A 16,628-nucleotide genomic window follows, 5' to 3' on the forward strand; every position below is an offset into this window, starting at 1 on the left:
TCTCCCGCGCCTTGCCGCGGATCAGGTGCCAAATGGAAACTGCTGGATTACGCCGGGATCAATGTCGCCATGCTGATGTTGCTCGACAGCACCGTCACGGCGACGACCAGGCACAGTGTCAGTGCGCCAAGCGCAAGCAACGCGGCGATCGCGTTGGTCAGGCGGGATGATGCCACTGGGGCAGGGCGGCCATCGAAACCTGCCGTGCCGGACCACCGTTTCATGGTGTAAATCCCTCAAGCCGCGAGCGAATCACTCGCGACATCCGCGCGAATCTGCCCAGCGTCACCGGCAACATTGCGGCGGCGAGGCCCCTCGAAAACGGCGAAAATGCGGCCTTGGCGAGGGTTTTGCCCGTTATTTGGGCAGTTTCCCCGCTATTCCCGGAATTCAGACCCGGTGTTCAAACGCCTGCCACAAGGCGGGCGGCCTGGGGCTCGGCCCCGGCACCAGGCTGCCAATCCATCGAGACAAATCCGGGGGTCTGCTCGACCCGTTTGAGCCAGGCGCGGATCGACGGGAAGGTCGCCAGGTCGAAGTCGCAGCGGTCGGCGACGTGGGTGTAGCCGTAGAGGGCGATGTCGGCGACCGTGAACTGTTCGGCCGCGAAATAGGCGTGCCCTTTGAGGTGATTCTCCATCACCTGGAGCGCCGCATAGCCGCGCTCCATCCAGTCCTCCAGCGCGTGCGTCTGCAGGTCGCGCCCGCCCTTGACCAGCGACAGCCAGAAATAGGCGGCGCCGATATTCGGCTCCAGCGCGTGCTGCTCGAAGAACATCCACTGCAGCGCCTCGGCGCGCTCGATCCGCGACTCCGGCGCCAGCGGCGTCCCGATCGCGACATACCAGAGGATCGCATTGGACTCGGCGAGATAGCGGCCGTCGGCGACCTCGAGCAACGGCACCTGGCCGCTCGGATTCTTGGCCAGGAAGTCCGGGGTGCGGCTCTCGCCGCGCAGGATGTCGATCTCGATCGCCTCGTATGGCGTGTTCAGCACCGCCAGCGCCAGCCGGACCTTGTAGCTGTTGCCGGAGCGCTGCATCGAATAGAGCTTGTACATTGCGTCGGGGTTCACTCGGTGCGTCAGGTTCACTTGGTCTGAGACGGTACGCTTGGAAGTTGCGCGGCCTGTCACACCGCAACGCCGCTAAACAATGATGCCGACAGGGGTGCGTCGCAAGCCCTGGAACGTGGAAAAAGTCGAAACGTCTACCGCACTGCACGCGTGCAGAACGATTCCGTCAACACCTCAGAACAACTCGGATCACGCCTGCGCGACGCTGTGCACTGCGCCGGTCGGTGCTATCGGCGCCGCGGCCGACAGGCCGTAATTCACAAACGTTAACGCGCCATCCCGATCGTGCGATGTGCCCGCGGCGGACCGCCTGTCGTCGGCAGCATCGGGCACGCGCCGCGCGGCAATTGTCCTCGGAGCAATCCGTGCCGGCGCACGCGGTCGCAGGCCTTGTCGGCAAGGCTGCAGCGGCCGTTGGCGGGCTTGCCGGATATGAGTCATTTGAGGCCGGAACTTGCGGAAAATTGCGCGTGCTGCGAGCCACGCGGGAAAGTTTTCGTGCTTTGGCGCCAAGCTTCTTGCGATGCAGCGGCGACAGGCCTAGGGTGCCGCGATCCCATTCAAATCAAGTCGTGGCCCAACGGCTCACGACGTTTGCCAGGAGATGATAATGGCCTTCCTGTCCGCTGCGCTCGACCGTGTGAAGCCGTCCGCGACGATCGCGGTGACGGACAAAGCACGCGCGCTGAAAGCCGCGGGCCGCAACGTCATCGGCCTCGGCGCCGGCGAGCCTGACTTCGACACGCCCGCCAACATCAAGCTGGCTGCGATCCACGCGATCGAGGCCGGCAAGACCAAGTACACCGATGTCGGCGGCATTCCGGAGCTCAAGGAAGCCATCATCAACAAGTTCTCGCGCGAGAACGGGCTGAGCTACAAGCCGAACCAGATCATCGTCGGCACCGGCGGCAAGCAGGTGCTCTACAATGCGCTGATGGCGACCATCAATCCGGGCGACGAGGTGATCATCCCGGCGCCGTATTGGGTCAGCTATCCCGAGATGGTCGCGCTCGCCGGCGGCGAGTCGGTGCCGGTGGTTTGTCCAGCCTCGACCGGCTTCAAGCTGCGTCCGGAAGATCTCGAGAAGGCGATCACGCCGAAGACCAAGTGGGTGATCCTGTGCTCGCCGTCGAACCCGACCGGCTCGGCCTACACGAGGAGCGAGCTCAAGGCGATCACCGACGTGCTGGTCAAGCATCCCCATGTCTGGGTGATGACCGACGACATGTACGAGCACCTCGTCTATGACGACTTCGTCTTCACCACGGCGGCGCAGGTCGAGCCGAGCCTTTACGAACGCACGCTGACCGTGAACGGCGTGTCGAAGGCCTACTGCATGACCGGCTGGCGCATCGGCTATGCCGGCGGTCCGGCGCAGCTGATCAAGGCGATGGCGACGATCCAGTCGCAGTCGACCTCGAACCCGTCGTCGATCGCGCAGTGGGCGTCGGTCGAGGCGCTCAACGGTCCGCAGGACTTCATCGCCGCGAACAACAAGGTGTTCAAGGAACGCCGCGACCTCGTGGTGTCGATGCTGAACCAGGCGAACGGCATCGAGTGCCCGCGGCCGGAAGGCGCGTTCTACGTTTATCCGTCCTGCGCCGGCACCATCGGCAAGAAGGCGCCGTCGGGCAAGGTGATCGACAACGACGAAGCCTTCGTCACCGAGCTGCTCGAGAGCGAAGGCGTCGCGGTCGTGCAGGGGTCGGCGTTCGGTCTTGGACCGGCATTCCGCATCTCCTACGCCACCAAGACCTCGGATCTCGAGGATGCCTGCAAGCGCATCCAGCGCTTCTGCGGTAATCTGCGGTAGTAGTTAGTTTCGAACCAGTAAACGCTCCTGCACCTGGTGCGGGAGCGTTTCTGTTTGTGCAGTCACGGCGCGCGGCGGTAAAATCGCAGAGTCAAATCACAACCTGCTCATCTCACGCGTGTGTGCGCGAACATCGATGCCACACGCTGGAAGTTTTTACGGCGTCTTTGCGAACTGCCTTGTTTTGGACACGAGCCTTGCTTTCTGTCCGCCGCACAAATTCAGTTCAGTTCACCTTGCGGAGACAGATAATGCGACTTTCGACTCTCACCCTTGCAGCGCTTGCGTTGCTGGCGCCGTTCGCCACCGCCAACGCGGCACCTCAGCAGGTTCAGGCCGGGGTTCTGCAATGCCAGGGCGGCGAGAATGTCGGCTTCGTCGTCGGCTCTGTCGCCCGCCTCGAGTGCGTGTTTCAGAGCGGCGGCCGCCGTCCCGAGCCATATCTCGCGACCGTGAAGCGGATCGGCGTCGACCTCGGCGTCACCGCGACGACCCAGCTCGCCTGGGCCGTGAGCGCACCGACCACGGTGGTTCCGCGCGGTGCGCTCGCCGGCAGCTACGGTGGCGTCGGCGTCAACGCTTCGGTCGGCCTCGGCGCCGGCGGTAACTTCCTGTTCGGCGGTCCGAACAACGCCTACGCGCTGCAGCCGATCAGCGTGCAGGGCCAGACCGGCCTCAACGTTGCGGCCGGCATCGCCGGGATCGATCTCGAGCCGGTCCGTACCGCTGGTCCGCGCCGTCATCATCGCCACCACCGTCATCATCACCACCACTAAGCTGGTCGGTGTTCGATCGAAGAGGCCCGCGAAAGCGGGCCTCTTTTTTTGTTGTTTGCTGTCGGTTGCACGACCATCGAATGAACGAGCAATGCCGCCACATCCCGCAACAATCGGTGGTCGAGCACCGCAAATTCTGGCTGTGCATCCGATGTTGTGGCATAGGATGCGCAAGGCGCCGCAGACACGGCGCCGTTCCGTTCTCTGCTCGCGTCATGCCTCTCAGCCGGAGACTCCCCATCATGCGTCGCTTCACTCTCCTCGCCGGTGCCGCCATCGCCACGCTGACCGCAATCGTTGGCGCCGACGCCCAACAGCCGAGCCAGCGCGTACAGGTCGGCGTGCTGGAATGCCGTGGTGGCGCCAGCGTCGGCTTCATCGTCGGCTCCGTGACCCATCTCGGTTGCGTGCTGCGCGCCAATGGCCTGCCTGAGGATCGCTACATCGCGACCATCCAGAAGGTCGGCATCGATCTCGGCATCACCCAGGAATCGGCGCTGGCCTGGGGCGTCTACGCACCGGTGGAGCGGCTCGGGCCGGGCGCGCTCTCCGGCAACTATGCCGGCGCGCAGGGCAGCGCGACGCTCGGCGTCGGCGTCGGCGGCAATGTGCTGGTCGGTGGCTCCGACAACACGATCGCCCTGCAGCCGCTCAGCGTGCAGGGCCAGGTCGGCGTCAACATCGCCGCCGGCCTCGAAAGCCTGGAGCTGCGTCCGGGGCGTTAGTTGCGCGCAGCGTTCTCCAATCCGCCGAAGAAGCCGCGGGCTTCTTCGGCAACGATCCCGGGCGCCTCGGCGTGAACGTAATGCCCGGTGTCGACGAACCTGATCGAAGGTTCGCGCCAGTAGTCCCCCAACCGGTCCGACCATTCCGGTGCGATCAACGGATCACGGCGGCCCCAGAGAAAACGCGAGGGGATTTCGATGCGCGGCTGCGCCGGCAGCCTGCCTTCCAGCCAGAGCCGGCGATTGGGCGCGGACGAGAGATACCAGTCGAAGCCGCCCTGGATGTTGCCCGGCTTCATGAAGTTATCGACATAGGCCTCTAACAGATCGCCGAACACGGCCGGATCGTCGCCCGACCAATGGTCGAGGAAATGGCGGAAGTAGAGCCGGCATGACTCGCGCGAGCTTCCGACCAGTTGCGCAGCCCATGGCAGCTGCTGGAAGTATTGATACCAGACCTCGATCAGATGACCGGGCTCGCCGTAGCGCCGGCCGAGGCCGGGATAGGGCGTGCAGAGATAGAGCGTCCCTCGCAGCCGCTGCGGCTCGCGATGCGACATCGCCTGCATGACATAGGCGCCGAGATCGCCGCCGATCACACCGAAGCTGATATGACCGAGCGCGTCCATGAGCGCGAACATATCCAGCGCGTGGCGCTCCGCGGTCGCGGACGCGTCAGGTCCCGGCGCCGGCTTGCCGGTGTCGCCGCAGCCGCGCAGGTCCGGCGCGATCAGCTCAAAACTGTCGCCGAGCCGCAGCATCAAAGGACGCCACACCAACCAGAACTCCGGCCAGCCGTGCAGCAGGAGCAGCGGCGGACCCTTGCCGAATCGCGCGACGTTGACGGACAGGCCGCCGATCCCGATCTTCTGCTGCGTGATGCCGGCCGCGGCTGCGTCCGCGAAAGCTTTCTCCAGTGCCGTCATGGCGACCTCCTGTGGTTTGCCGCAGGCTGTCCGCGTTCGCGCGTCCGGTCCAATACCCGTTCGATACGCTAGCAGAGCTATTGCGTATTGCTGCCGGCGCCGGCCGCTGTGCTATATCGCCGGCATGGAATTGCGACACCTCAGATATTTCGTGGCGCTCGGCGAGGAATTGAATTTCACCCGTGCGGCCGAACGGCTGCATATCGCGCAGCCGCCGCTGAGCCAGCAGATCCGTCAGCTCGAGGACGAACTCGGCGTCACGCTGCTGCAGCGGAATAGCCGTCCCGTCAGGCTCACCGAGGCCGGCGAGCTGTTTCTTGTACGGGCACGCGCGCTGCTCGCAGGTTTCGAGAGCGCGGTTGCCGACACGCGGCGCGTCGGGCGCGGTCAGGCCGGCAAGCTCGCAATCGGATTCGTCGGCTCCGCGATGTTTGCCGGCCTGCCCGATATCATCGGCGCCTATCGCGATGCCTGTCCCGATGTCGAACTCGTGCTCGACGAGATGCTGGCGGCGGAAATCGCCGAGGCATTGCGGCGGCGCCGGATCGGCGTCGGCTTCGCACGCCCGGCGCTGCTCGCCGAAGCGGGGCTCGCGCAGCGCCTGATCCTCGATGAGCCCTATGTCGCGGCGCTGCCGTGCGCGCATCCGCTGGCGGCGCGCGGCGACATTGTGCTCGCTGAACTGTCCGACGATGCTTTCGTACTCTATCCAGCGCAGCCGGAGCCTTCGGTCACCGGCCTGATCGTCGCGGCCTGCCAAGCCGCCGGCTTCACGCCGCGGCTCGCGCAGGAAGTTCTGCATCTGCAAACCGCGATCGGCCTGATCGCCGCCGGTGTCGGCGTGTCGCTCATACCTGAAGCCGCGGCGCGCGCGCAAACCGGTCGCGGCGTGGCTTACGTTTCGCTTGCCGCGCCGGTGGTGACGGCTCCGCTCACGATTGCGTGGCGCGAGGAAGACGTGTCACCCACCGTGCAGCGCCTGCTCGACATCGCGCAGCGCTGGCGCGAGATTGCGTCGTTAAGGAACTGACGCATCGGACGCACGCGTCCGGCGAACGACGGCGCGCGGCTGCGCCATCGCAAACTTCCGCGACGCCGCACCGCAGCGACGTTTTCCCGCTTGCCAAATGTCAAACGCAGGCAGAGCATAAACGGTCGCCGACCCAATCATGGGCCGAGCTCCAACACGAGGAGGCGGCAATGGGACAAGACGTCAGAAGTCCCCGAGGTCCACGGTGCATCGCATTGGTGGGCCCTTTCCAAAGCGGTAAAACCACACTTCTGGAAGCGATCCTGGCGCGCACTGGCGCCATCAAGACTGCCGGCAGCGTCGATGCCGGAACCTCCGTCGGCGATGCCAGCCCCGAGGCACGCCAACACAAGATGGGCGTAGGCCTGACCGCCGCCACCACCAGCTTTATGGGGGACACCTACACCTTTATCGATTGCCCCGGCTCGATCGAGTTCGCGCACGACATGCGTGCCGCGTTGCCGGCGGTCGATGCCGCGGTCGTGGTCTGCGAGGCTGACGAGAAGAAGCTGCCGCAGCTGCAGATCATCCTGCGCGAGCTCGAGGAGCTCGGGATTCCCCGTTTTCTGTTCCTGAACAAGATCGACCGCGCCAACAAGCGCGTCCGCGAGACGCTTGCGACGCTGCAGCCGGCGTCGCGCGTGCCGCTGGTGCTGCGCCAGATCCCGATCTGGAACGGCGATCTGATCGAAGGCTTCGTCGATCTCGCGCTGGAGCGCGCCTTCGTCTATCGCGAGCACAAGCCGTCGGAGGTGATGGCGCTGGAGGGCGGCAACCTCGATCGCGAGAAGGAAGCGCGCTTCTCGATGCTGGAGAAGCTCGCCGATCACGACGATGCGCTGATGGAGCAGTTGCTGGAGGATATCCAGCCGCCGCGTGATGCGGTGTTCGACGATCTTGCGCGCGAACTGCGCGAGGGGTTGATCTGTCCGGTGCTGCTTGGTGCGGCGAGCCGCGAGAACGGCGTGCTCCGCCTGATGAAGGCACTGCGCCACGAGGCGCCCGGCGTCACTGAGACCGCCGCGCGGCTCGGCATCAAGGACCAGAAGGACGCGCTGGCCTATGTGTTCAAGACCGTGCATCTGCAGCACGGCGGCAAGCTGTCGCTGGCGCGTGTGCTCGCAGGCCGGCTGGACGACGGCGCGACGCTGCAATCCTCAAGCGGCGAGAGCGGGCGCGTCTCCGGCATCCTCGCGGTCTCGGGTACGCATGACAGCAAGCGGCCGCAGGCCGAGACCGGCGACGCGGTCGCGCTCGGCAAGCTCGATGCGATCAAGACCGGCGATACGGTCTCGAGCGGCAAGACCGCCCCGGCCTCGCTGGTCAAGGTCGAGCCCGTCGCGGCGGTGCTGTCGATCTCGATCGCCGCGACCGACCGCAAGGACGACGTCAAGCTCGGTCAGGCGCTGCTGCGGCTGAACGAGGAGGATCCGTCGCTGACGATGATCCAGAACCCGCGCACCCACGACACCGTGCTGTGGGGGCAGGGCGAGATGCATCTGCGCGTCGCGCAGGAGCGGTTGAAGGACCGCTATGGCGTCAACGTCAAATCGCATCCGCCGGCGATCGGCTATCAGGAGACCATCCGCAAGGCGGTGACCCAGCGCGGCCGGCACAAGAAGCAGTCCGGCGGCCACGGCCAGTTCGGTGACGTCGTGCTCGACATCAAGCCGAAGCCGCGCGGCTCTGGATTCGAATTCCACGAGAAGGTGGTCGGCGGCGCGGTGCCGCGCAACTATATCGGCGCGGTGGAGGAGGGCGTGGTCGACGCGCTCACGCGTGGTCCGCTCGGCTTCCCTGTGATCGACGTCGACGTCACGCTGACCGACGGCTCCTATCACAGTGTCGATTCGTCCGACCTTGCGTTCCGCACCGCGGCGCGGGTCGGCGTCAGCGAGGCGCTGCCGCAGTGCCAGCCGGTGCTGCTGGAACCGATCCACATGGTCGAGATCGTCTGTCCAACCGATGCGACTGCCAAGATCAATGCGATCCTGTCGGCGCGCCGCGGCCAGATCCTCGGCTTCGACACCCGCGAGGGCTGGAGCGGCTGGGACTGCGTCCGTGCCACGATGCCGGAGTCCGAGATCGGCGACCTCATCGTCGAGCTGCGCTCCGCCACCGCCGGCGCCGGCACCTTCACTCGCCAGTTCGACCGCATGGCCGAAGTGACCGGCCGCGCCGCCGACCAGATCATTGCCGCGCATCGCGACGCGGCGTGAGACTGCTGCCGCGATCACGCCCCGTGCGGGCGTGATCGTTGGCAGGACGGCCGGAGGCCGCTAGCTTGCGTCCCTGATGGGGGCGCAACGACATCATGCTTGAATCCCGCCGCAACCTGGCGCTGGCCTGCGCGCTCAGCGCGCTGGCCGGCTATGTCGACGGCATCGGCTATCTGCATCTCGGCGGGCTGTTCGTGTCCTTCATGAGCGGCAACTCGACGCGGCTCGGCGTGACCTTGGCCGAGGGGCATTGGCAGCACGCCCTGGAAGCGCTGCAGTTGATCGTGCTGTTCGTCGCCGGTGCTGCGGCCGGCAGTCTGGTCGTGCTCAGCCGCATCCCACACCGCCAGCCGTTGATCCTGCTCGTCGAGGGACTGCTGCTGACATCAGCAGTACTGGCTTATGCGTATGGCCTGCAGAACGCGGCGGTCGCCGCCATCGTGCTGGCGATGGGGCTCGAGAACGCGGTGTTCCAGCTCGAAGGCGGGGCCGGGCTCGGCCTGACCTATGTCACCGGAGCGCTGGTCAAGGCGGGGCAGCTGATCGCCGCCGCGCTGACCGGCGGTGCGCCCTGGGCCTGGCTGCCCAACGTATTGCTGTGGGCGGCGCTGGTCGCGGGCGCGCTCGGCGGCGCATCGGCCTACCGCTGGATCAATCTCGGCGCGATCTGGTTTGCCGCCGCCACCGCGTTCGCCCTCAGCGCGCTGGTTGCCGCAACCGCGAAGCGGACGGATTGACAGCGCGCCTGCCTTGGCCGATGTCACAGCCATGACATCCCAAGGCGACACTCAAGGCAACACCCAAGGTAAGACGCGCGCCGCGTGCCTGATCGGCTGGCCGGCGGCGCATTCCCGCTCGCCGCTGATCCATCATTACTGGCTGCGCACGCTCGGTATCGAGGGCGGCTATGTGATCGAAGCGGTGCCGCCGGAGGATTTCAAGGACTTCCTGTTCCGCCTGTCGCTGCGCGGCTTCGTTGGTGCCAACGTCACCCTTCCGCACAAGGAGCGCGCGCTGGCGCTGTCGGCGCCGGATGCGCGCGCCCGTGCCGTCGGCGCCGCCAATACGCTGTGGTTCGCCGATGGCGAGCTGCGTTCGACCAACACCGATGTCGAAGGCTTCATCAACAATCTCGACGCCTGCGCGCCCGGCTGGGACAAGACGGAGGATGTGCTGGTGCTCGGGGCCGGCGGTGCGGCGCGTGCGGTGGTGTTCGGCCTGATCGAGCGCGGGATTGCGCGCGTGCATCTGGTCAACCGCACCATCGACCGTGCCCGCGCGCTGGCTGAGCAGTTCGGCGCGCGCATTCATCCCGCGACGTGGGACACCGTCGGCGAGCTGCTGCCGCGCGCAGGTCTGCTGGTGAACACGACGTCGCTCGGCATGCATGGGCAGCCGGCGCTGGAGATCGATGTGGGGTTGTTGCCGCAGAGTGCGGTTGTTTCCGACATTGTCTATGTGCCGCTGGTGACGCCGTTGCTTGCGGCGGCGCAGGCGCGGGGGCTGAAGACCGCCGACGGGCTCGGCATGTTGTTGCACCAGGCGGTGCGCGGTTTCGAATTGTGGTTCGGCCAGCGCCCGCAGGTCACGGCCGAATTGCGCGCGCTTGTCGAAGCCGATCTCACAAAGACTTGAGGCCCGGAATAGCGTCTCCGGAGCGGTGTCTCGTGTTAGTCCCCCGCGTTCCCTCCCGGAGATCTCCATGCTTGCCAGCCGTTCCAATGTCATTCGTCCGTTCATTGCGCTCGCGATGGTGACGGCGTCCACGCTCTATGCGCTTGCGCAGCAGCCGCCGACTCCGACGCGGGTGCGCGGAATCGTCGAGAGCGTCGATGGCGATACGCTGGCGGTGAAGTCGCGCAGCGGCGAGGGCGTCAAGCTGCACATGGCGGGCAATATGGTGGTGCTCGGCCTCACCAAGATCGGCCTGGCCGACATCAAGGTCGGTTCCTTCATCGGTACGACCACGGTGCCGGGGCCCGACGGCGTGCCGAAGGCGGTCGAGGTGCATGTCTTCCCGGAAAACATGCGCGGCACCGGCGAAGGTTCGCGGCCGTATGATCTGAAGCCCAACAGCAGCATGACCAACGCCACCGTCGCGGAATCCGTCGTCGGCAATGATGGTCATACGCTGCTGGTCAAGTACAAGGACGGCGAGAAGAAGGTGCAGGTCACGCCCGATACGCCTGTCGTGACCTATGTTCCCGGCGACAAGGCGGACCTGAAGGCCGGCGCCAAGGTCATCGCCTTCATGAAGAAGCTGCCGGACGGCTCGTTTGAGACCGACCGTGTCAGCGTCGGCCGCGACGGGCTTACGCCGCCGATGTGACGCGAACGGCAGCCTCTCAACGTGTCGTCTCGGCCTCGTGCTTCGCTTGCGCGGGACGACGAAGAATATTCGGGCCCCCGGGCCGCGGAGCGCTCGAGCACATCACCTGTCCGTTACCGCAGTAACGGCGTCCCCATCCGGCTCGTAGCTGTCGTGCGTGCCATCTCCCGCGAAAGGGAGGTAGCCGCACGGAATACCTTCAACTCCACGGTGTTCCCTGATTCGCCAGCCAAACCCACGAGGGACACCATGCCGAAATCGACGCTGTTCGCCGCATTGCTTCTTGTTGCCTTCACCTCAGTCGCATCCGCCCAGCAGCCGCCGATGGTGCGCATCCGCGGCACCATCGAGGCCGTCGACGGCGCGATGTTGTCGATCAAGTCGCGCGACGGCGCCGACATGAAGGTGCGCACCACCGACAACGTCGCGGTGTTCGGCGTCGCCAAGACCGATCTGTCGGAGATCAAGGCCGGTTCCTATATCGGCGTCACTGCGATGCCCGAGCCGGACGGAACCCAGAAGGCGATCGCGGTTCACATCTTCCCGGAAAACCAGCGCGGCGCCGCCGAAGGCTTCCGTCCTTGGGATCTGCGCGCCAACTCGACCATGACCAACGCCACCGTCGCCGAGACGGTGAAGGGCACCGACGGCCAGAACATCCTGGTGAAGTACAAGGACGGTGAGAAGAAGGTCGTGGTGCCGCCGGATACCCCGGTCGTCACCTTCGTCTCCGGCGACAAGGCGGAGCTGAAGCCGGGCGCCAAGATCATCATCTTCGGCGCGGTGAAGAAGGACGACGGCACGCTGGAAGCCAACCGCGTCAACGTCGGCCGCGACGGCATCGCACCGCCGATGTGAGGCTAGACTAGGCGACGCTCTCTCAACACGTCGTCCCGGCCTTCGCCGGGACGACGGCTAAACAAGCGCCGATGGCTAAACCGCCAGCACCTTGTCGTCGATTTCGGCGATGGTGTTGACGCCGCACAGCCCCATCGTGGTGGTGAGCTCCTTGCCCAGGATGTCGAGCGCCTTTGCGACGCCCTCCTGGCCGCCGGCGCCGAGGCCGTAGGCGTAGGCGCGGCCGATCATGCAGGACTTCGCGCCGAGTGCCAGCGCGCGCATGATGTCCATGCCGGTGCGGATGCCGCCGTCGAACATGATCTCGAGCTTCGAGCCGACCTCGTCGACGATCTCCGGCAGCACCTCGATCGAAGACGGCGCGCCGTCCAGCTGGCGGCCGCCATGGTTGGAAACCACGATCGCCTGCGCGCCGGTCTTGGCGGCGAGCTCGGCGTCCTCGACGTCGAGAATCCCTTTAAGGATCAGCTTGCCCGGCCAGATGCTGCGGATCCAGTCGATGTCCTTCCAGTTCAGCGTGGTATCGAACTGTGACGCGGTCCACTCGGACAGCTTGACGATGTCGTCCATGCCTTTGACGTGGCCTGCGATGTTGCCGAAGGTGCGGCGCTTGCCTTGCAGCACGCCCGACACCCAGGCGGGCTTGGTCGCGAAGTCGATCAGCTTCGACAGCGACCACTCAGGCGGCACCGTCATGCCGTTCTTGATGTCCTGGTGACGCTGGCCGATCACCTGCAGGTCGACGGTCAGCACCAGTGCCGAGCATTTTGCCGCGATCGCGCGCTCGATCAGCGACTTGATGAAGCCGCGGTCCTTCATGACGTAGAGCTGGAACCAGAACGGCTTGTCGACGCTGGCTGCGATGTCCTCGATCGAGCAGATCGACATCGTGCTCTGGGTGAAGGGGATACCGGCCGCTTGCGCCGCACGGCAGGCGTAGATCTCGCCGTCGCCATGCTGCATGCCGAGCAGGCCGACCGGCGCCAGGATCAGCGGCATCGCGGCCGGCTCGCCCAGGATCGTGGTCGCCAGGCTGCGCTTGGACACATCGACCAGGATGCGCTGGCGGAACTTGATCTGCTGCAGGTCCTCGGAGTTGGCGCGCAGCGTATCCTCGGTGTAGGAGCCGCGGTCCGCATAATCGAAAAACGCCTTCGGCACCCTGCGCTTGTGCAGCTGGCGCAGATCTTCGATGCAGGTAATGTGCTTCATGGACGTTCCCGGCCCTTCTTCTTGGTCGCAAGTTCGATGGAGACGTCTTGCGGGTGTTCGGTCTTGCCGTCATCTAGCATGGTTGGATGGCCCGCCAAATCTGAAGACGGATGGGAGAGCACGATGACGCAATCAGGCTCCAAGCCGAAACCAGACGACAACGCCGAAAAGCGCCGGCTCGACGAGGCCCTCGAAGAGGGCCTGGAGGAGACGTTTCCCGGTTCCGACCCCGTCAATGTCACCCAGCCGGCCCCCAGCAAGGGCGACCAGCACGTCAAGCGAGGCGGCAAGAGGTAGGGGACAGCAGCCGTTCCCGGGGATTGCCTGGACGGCCATAATGTTATATTTTTCAGCACCTTAATGCCGAAAGACGCGGTTCGGCCGCGGTAATGATTCATCATATTTTTTGAAGTCATTTTAGCGCCTGGCAGTCTATAAGGCCGATGCACGCTACACTGGTAGGCGTTCAGGACTCTCTCGCCGGGTGGTTCGAGAGGTCCGTGTTGGGGGTATCATGAGCCGCAAATATTTCGGGACCGATGGAATTCGGGGCCGCGCCAATGGGCTGATCACGCCGGAGCTCGCGCTCAAGGTGGGGCAGGCCGCAGGGTTGGTGTTTCAGCGTGGCGACCATCGCCATCGCGTCGTGATCGGCAAGGACACGCGGCTGTCCGGCTACATGATCGAATACGCCATGGTCGCAGGCTTCACCTCGGTCGGCATGGACGTGCTGCTGGTCGGCCCGATGCCGACGCCGGCGATCGCGATGCTGACCAAGTCGATGCGCGCCGATCTCGGCGTCATGATCTCGGCGTCGCACAATCTTTTCGAAGACAACGGCATCAAGCTGTTCGGCCCGCAGGGCTTCAAGCTCTCCGACGATGTCGAGAAGCAGATCGAGCAGCTGCTCGACGAATCACTCGACCGCCGCCTGGCGCAGAGCGCGAGCCTCGGCCGCGCCCGCCGCATCGACGGCGTCCACGACCGCTACATCGAATTCGCCAAGCGCACCTTGCCACGCGACCTCTCGCTCGACGGCCTGCGCGTCGTGGTCGATTGCGCCAATGGCGCCGCCTACAAGGTGGTGCCGGAAGCGCTGTGGGAACTCGGCGCCGACGTGGTGCCGATCGGGGTCGAACCCGACGGCTTCAACATCAACAAGGAATGCGGCTCGACCTCGCCGGAAGCGCTGTCGCGGAAGGTGCGCGAGATGCGCGCCGACATCGGCATCGCGCTCGATGGCGACGCCGATCGCGTCATCCTGGTCGACGAGCGCGGCCACATCGTCGACGGCGACCAGCTGCTCGCGGTGATCGCGCAGAGCTGGAAGGAAGAGGGGCGTCTCGCCAAACCCGGCATCGTCACGACCGTGATGTCCAATCTCGGGCTGGAGCGCTTCCTGCAGGGCCACGGGATCTCGATGGTCCGGACCCCGGTCGGCGACCGCTATGTGCTCGAGCAGATGCTCAGCGGCGGCTACAATCTCGGCGGCGAGCCGTCCGGCCACATCATCATGTCGGACTATTCGACCACCGGCGATGGCTTCGTCGCTGCGTTGCAGGTGCTGGCCGTGGTGCAGAAGCTGCGCCGTCCGGTGTCGGAGATCTGCCGGCGGTTCGATCCTTTGCCGCAGATCCTGAAGAACGTGCGCTATCGCAGCGGCAAGCCGCTCGACGACGCCGAGGTCAAGTCCGCGATCACCGACGGCGAGAAGCGCCTCAACGGCCATGGCCGTCTGCTGATCCGTCCCTCCGGCACCGAGCCGGTGATCCGCGTGATGGGCGAGGGTGACGATCGCATCCTGGTCGAAGAGGTCGTCGACAACATCGTCAGCGCACTCGGCCACGCCGCAGCGGCGTAAGGCCGCTGATTCTCCAAAGCCTGTCTGCCGTTCCGTCATCCTGAGGTGCTCGCGTAGCGAGTCTCGAAGGATGCACGGCCCGGCTGGTGGCCGATTCATCCTTCGAGACGCCTGCTGCGCAGGCTCCTCAGGATGACGGGGCCTAAGCTCAATCGTCGCCCCACAGCGCATCGCTGCCATTAGCTAATGCAACTGGTTTGCCTCACCTCCGCGTCGTACGAGACGGAGGTAGTTTTGCGAATCCTGCCGGGAATGCTGCATTGAACAAGCCCGTCGTGAACGAACAGGCGCTGGGCAAACCGGTGCCGGTGCCGGAGTTGACCGCCGCGCAGGCGGCCGCCGCTGCGGGGCCGGCCTATGTCGTGCTCGCCGGCATCAGCTTCTCGCATTTCCTCAACGACACGATGCAGTCGCTGATCGCGTCGGTCTATCCGATCCTGAAGGACAATTACGCGCTCGACTTCGCGCAGATCGGCATGATCACGCTGGCGTTCCAGTTCACGGCCTCGCTGCTGCAGCCGCTGGTCGGGCATTTCACCGACAAGAAGGCGCAACCATTCTCGCTTGCGACCGGCATGGGTTTCACCTTCTTCGGGCTGCTGTTGCTCAGCGTCGCGCACTCTTACGGAATGATCCTGATCGCGGCGTCGCTGGTCGGTCTTGGCTCCGCGGTGTTCCACCCGGAATCCTCGCGCATCGCGCGGCTGGCGTCCGGCGGACGTTACGGTTTCGCGCAATCGGTGTTCCAGCTCGGCGGAAGTTTTGGCACCTCGATGGGACCGGTGCTCGCCGCGCTGATCGTGGTGCCGTTCGGCCAGCCATCGATCGCCTGGTTCTCCTCGATCGCGTTCCTTGCCATCGTGATCCTCTGGCGCATCGGCGTCTGGTACAAGCCGCAGATCGCAGGCAAGAAGGCGCTCACGATCGCGCGGCATCCCGACCATCCGGATCGGCGGCGCGTGATGACCGCGCTCGTCGTGCTGGTCGCGCTGCTGTTCTCCAAGCAGCTCTATGTCTCGAGCCTGTCGAGTTATTACATCTTCTATCTGATCGACCGGTTCGGCGTCTCGACGCAGGCGGCGCAGCTCTATCTGTTCATCTTCCTTGCCGCGAACGCCGCCGGCGCGTTCATCGGCGGGCCGCTCGGCGACCGCTTGGGCCGCAAATACGTGATCTGGTTCTCGATCCTCGGCGCGCTGCCGTTCACGCTGGCGCTGCCGTATGCGGGCCTGTTCACAAGCGCCGTGCTGACGGTCGTGATCGGCCTGATCATCTCGTCGGCGACATCGGCGATCATCGTGTTCGCGCAGGAATTGATGCCGCATCGCTTCGGCATGATCTCAGGCGTGTTCTTCGGCGTCGCCTTCGGCATCGGCGGTCTCGGCGCCGCGGTGCTTGGCAAGCTCGCGGACCACACCTCGATCGCCTTTGTCTATCAGCTGTGCGCATTCCTGCCGGCGATCGGCCTGCTCGCGGTGTTCCTGCCGAAGATGCCGAGGGCCGTTCGCTGAACGTGCGCGGCGGGGGCGCCGCCCTTCATTAAGCATTCGCTAACACTCGGCGCTTGCGTGCGCTGCAAACCGCGCGCTTGCGTCAACGCTTCATTAGCACCTGTGGCGAGATCGCCATCTTTCGCCGCCGCACCCGCGCTTTTATGGACCCATAAGCAACAGCCACGGCAAAAGGTGAGAGAAAATCAACCTTAAAAATTAGGGTTAAGTGCCGCTTAAACATTTGCTGCCATCGTCCGCCCGTGAGTTTCAGACGTGGGGCCTTTCGTGTCGCCTCACTTGGGCCAAAAGGA

The 16,628-nt window shown here is 65.2% G+C and carries 16 protein-coding genes; 12 read left to right on the forward strand and 4 right to left on the reverse strand.

Translation table 11 applies throughout. The features are described 5' to 3' along the window. Positions 1-47 precede the first annotated feature (47 nt). On the reverse strand, positions 48-224 hold the full coding sequence (locus CO675_RS41005) for a hypothetical protein (RefSeq protein WP_198964637.1): 177 nt from the start codon (positions 222-224) through the stop codon (positions 48-50). A gap of 179 nt (positions 225-403) precedes the next feature. Next, on the reverse strand, positions 404-1,060 hold the full coding sequence (locus tag CO675_RS17420; RefSeq protein WP_097673132.1) for a glutathione S-transferase family protein: 657 nt from the start codon (positions 1,058-1,060) through the stop codon (positions 404-406). Between the two features lie 625 nt (positions 1,061-1,685). On the opposite strand from CO675_RS17420, the gene CO675_RS17425 reads away from it, so the two are divergent. The 3 genes from CO675_RS17425 (at position 1,686) to CO675_RS17435 (ending at position 4,389) form a co-directional block, all read left to right on the forward strand. Continuing rightward, positions 1,686-2,888 carry a pyridoxal phosphate-dependent aminotransferase gene (locus tag CO675_RS17425; RefSeq protein WP_097673133.1) on the forward strand — a complete coding sequence of 401 codons (1,203 nt, stop codon included), beginning with the start codon at positions 1,686-1,688 and terminating at the stop codon, positions 2,886-2,888. A gap of 251 nt (positions 2,889-3,139) precedes the next feature. Beyond that, positions 3,140-3,664 (forward strand): DUF992 domain-containing protein, encoded by a 525-nt coding sequence (locus CO675_RS17430; RefSeq protein WP_097673134.1) that lies wholly within the window; start codon positions 3,140-3,142, stop codon positions 3,662-3,664. Positions 3,665-3,906: 242 nt separating this feature from the next. Further along, positions 3,907-4,389: a DUF992 domain-containing protein gene (locus CO675_RS17435; RefSeq protein ID WP_097673135.1), complete on the forward strand. Its 483-nt coding sequence runs from the start codon at positions 3,907-3,909 to the stop codon at positions 4,387-4,389. Here CO675_RS17435 and CO675_RS17440 read toward each other — a convergent pair. Next, positions 4,386-5,315, reverse strand: a complete 930-nt coding sequence (locus tag CO675_RS17440) for an alpha/beta fold hydrolase (protein ID WP_097673136.1) — start codon at positions 5,313-5,315, stop codon at positions 4,386-4,388. The genes CO675_RS17435 and CO675_RS17440 overlap by 4 nt on opposite strands. Positions 5,316-5,439: 124 nt before the next feature. Here CO675_RS17440 and CO675_RS17445 point away from each other — a divergent pair, with 124 nt between their 5' ends. The 6 genes from CO675_RS17445 to CO675_RS17470 all read left to right on the forward strand — a co-directional run bounded on the left by CO675_RS17445 (position 5,440) and on the right by CO675_RS17470 (position 11,751). Beyond that, positions 5,440-6,345, forward strand: coding sequence for a LysR substrate-binding domain-containing protein (locus CO675_RS17445; protein ID WP_097673137.1), 906 nt, complete (start codon positions 5,440-5,442; stop codon positions 6,343-6,345). A gap of 170 nt (positions 6,346-6,515) precedes the next feature. Further along, positions 6,516-8,564, forward strand: coding sequence for an elongation factor G (locus CO675_RS17450; protein ID WP_097673138.1), 2,049 nt, complete (start codon positions 6,516-6,518; stop codon positions 8,562-8,564). 95 nt (positions 8,565-8,659) lie between these two features. Next, the gene (locus tag CO675_RS17455; RefSeq protein WP_097673139.1) at positions 8,660-9,301 is read left to right on the forward strand and encodes a YoaK family protein; all 642 of its coding nucleotides are present in this window, start codon (positions 8,660-8,662) and stop codon (positions 9,299-9,301) included. 31 nt (positions 9,302-9,332) lie between these two features. After that, the gene (locus CO675_RS17460) at positions 9,333-10,199 is read left to right on the forward strand and encodes a shikimate dehydrogenase (protein ID WP_097673140.1); all 867 of its coding nucleotides are present in this window, start codon (positions 9,333-9,335) and stop codon (positions 10,197-10,199) included. Between the two features lie 115 nt (positions 10,200-10,314). Continuing rightward, positions 10,315-10,893, forward strand: coding sequence for a hypothetical protein (locus tag CO675_RS17465; protein WP_198964652.1), 579 nt, complete (start codon positions 10,315-10,317; stop codon positions 10,891-10,893). A gap of 249 nt (positions 10,894-11,142) precedes the next feature. Continuing rightward, positions 11,143-11,751, forward strand: a complete 609-nt coding sequence (locus tag CO675_RS17470; protein ID WP_097673142.1) for a single stranded DNA-binding domain-containing protein — start codon at positions 11,143-11,145, stop codon at positions 11,749-11,751. Between the two features lie 75 nt (positions 11,752-11,826). Here the strand turns inward: CO675_RS17470 and CO675_RS17475 are convergent, their stop codons facing one another. Further along, positions 11,827-12,963, reverse strand: a complete 1,137-nt coding sequence (locus CO675_RS17475) for an alpha-hydroxy acid oxidase (protein WP_097673143.1) — start codon at positions 12,961-12,963, stop codon at positions 11,827-11,829. Between the two features lie 123 nt (positions 12,964-13,086). On the opposite strand from CO675_RS17475, the gene CO675_RS41010 reads away from it, so the two are divergent. The 3 genes from CO675_RS41010 to CO675_RS17490 all read left to right on the forward strand — a co-directional run bounded on the left by CO675_RS41010 (position 13,087) and on the right by CO675_RS17490 (position 16,335). Then, positions 13,087-13,260: a hypothetical protein gene (locus CO675_RS41010; protein WP_173640907.1), complete on the forward strand. Its 174-nt coding sequence runs from the start codon at positions 13,087-13,089 to the stop codon at positions 13,258-13,260. Between the two features lie 217 nt (positions 13,261-13,477). Next, a complete protein-coding gene (gene glmM, locus CO675_RS17485; RefSeq protein WP_092117402.1) occupies positions 13,478-14,824 on the forward strand; it encodes a phosphoglucosamine mutase in 1,347 nt (448 codons plus the stop codon). 260 nt (positions 14,825-15,084) lie between these two features. Then, positions 15,085-16,335: an MFS transporter gene (locus CO675_RS17490; protein WP_198964638.1), complete on the forward strand. Its 1,251-nt coding sequence runs from the start codon at positions 15,085-15,087 to the stop codon at positions 16,333-16,335. Positions 16,336-16,628: the final 293 nt, after the last annotated feature.

The sequence above is a fragment of the Bradyrhizobium sp. C9 genome (genome assembly GCF_002532045.1).
Classification (GTDB): domain Bacteria; phylum Pseudomonadota; class Alphaproteobacteria; order Rhizobiales; family Xanthobacteraceae; genus Bradyrhizobium.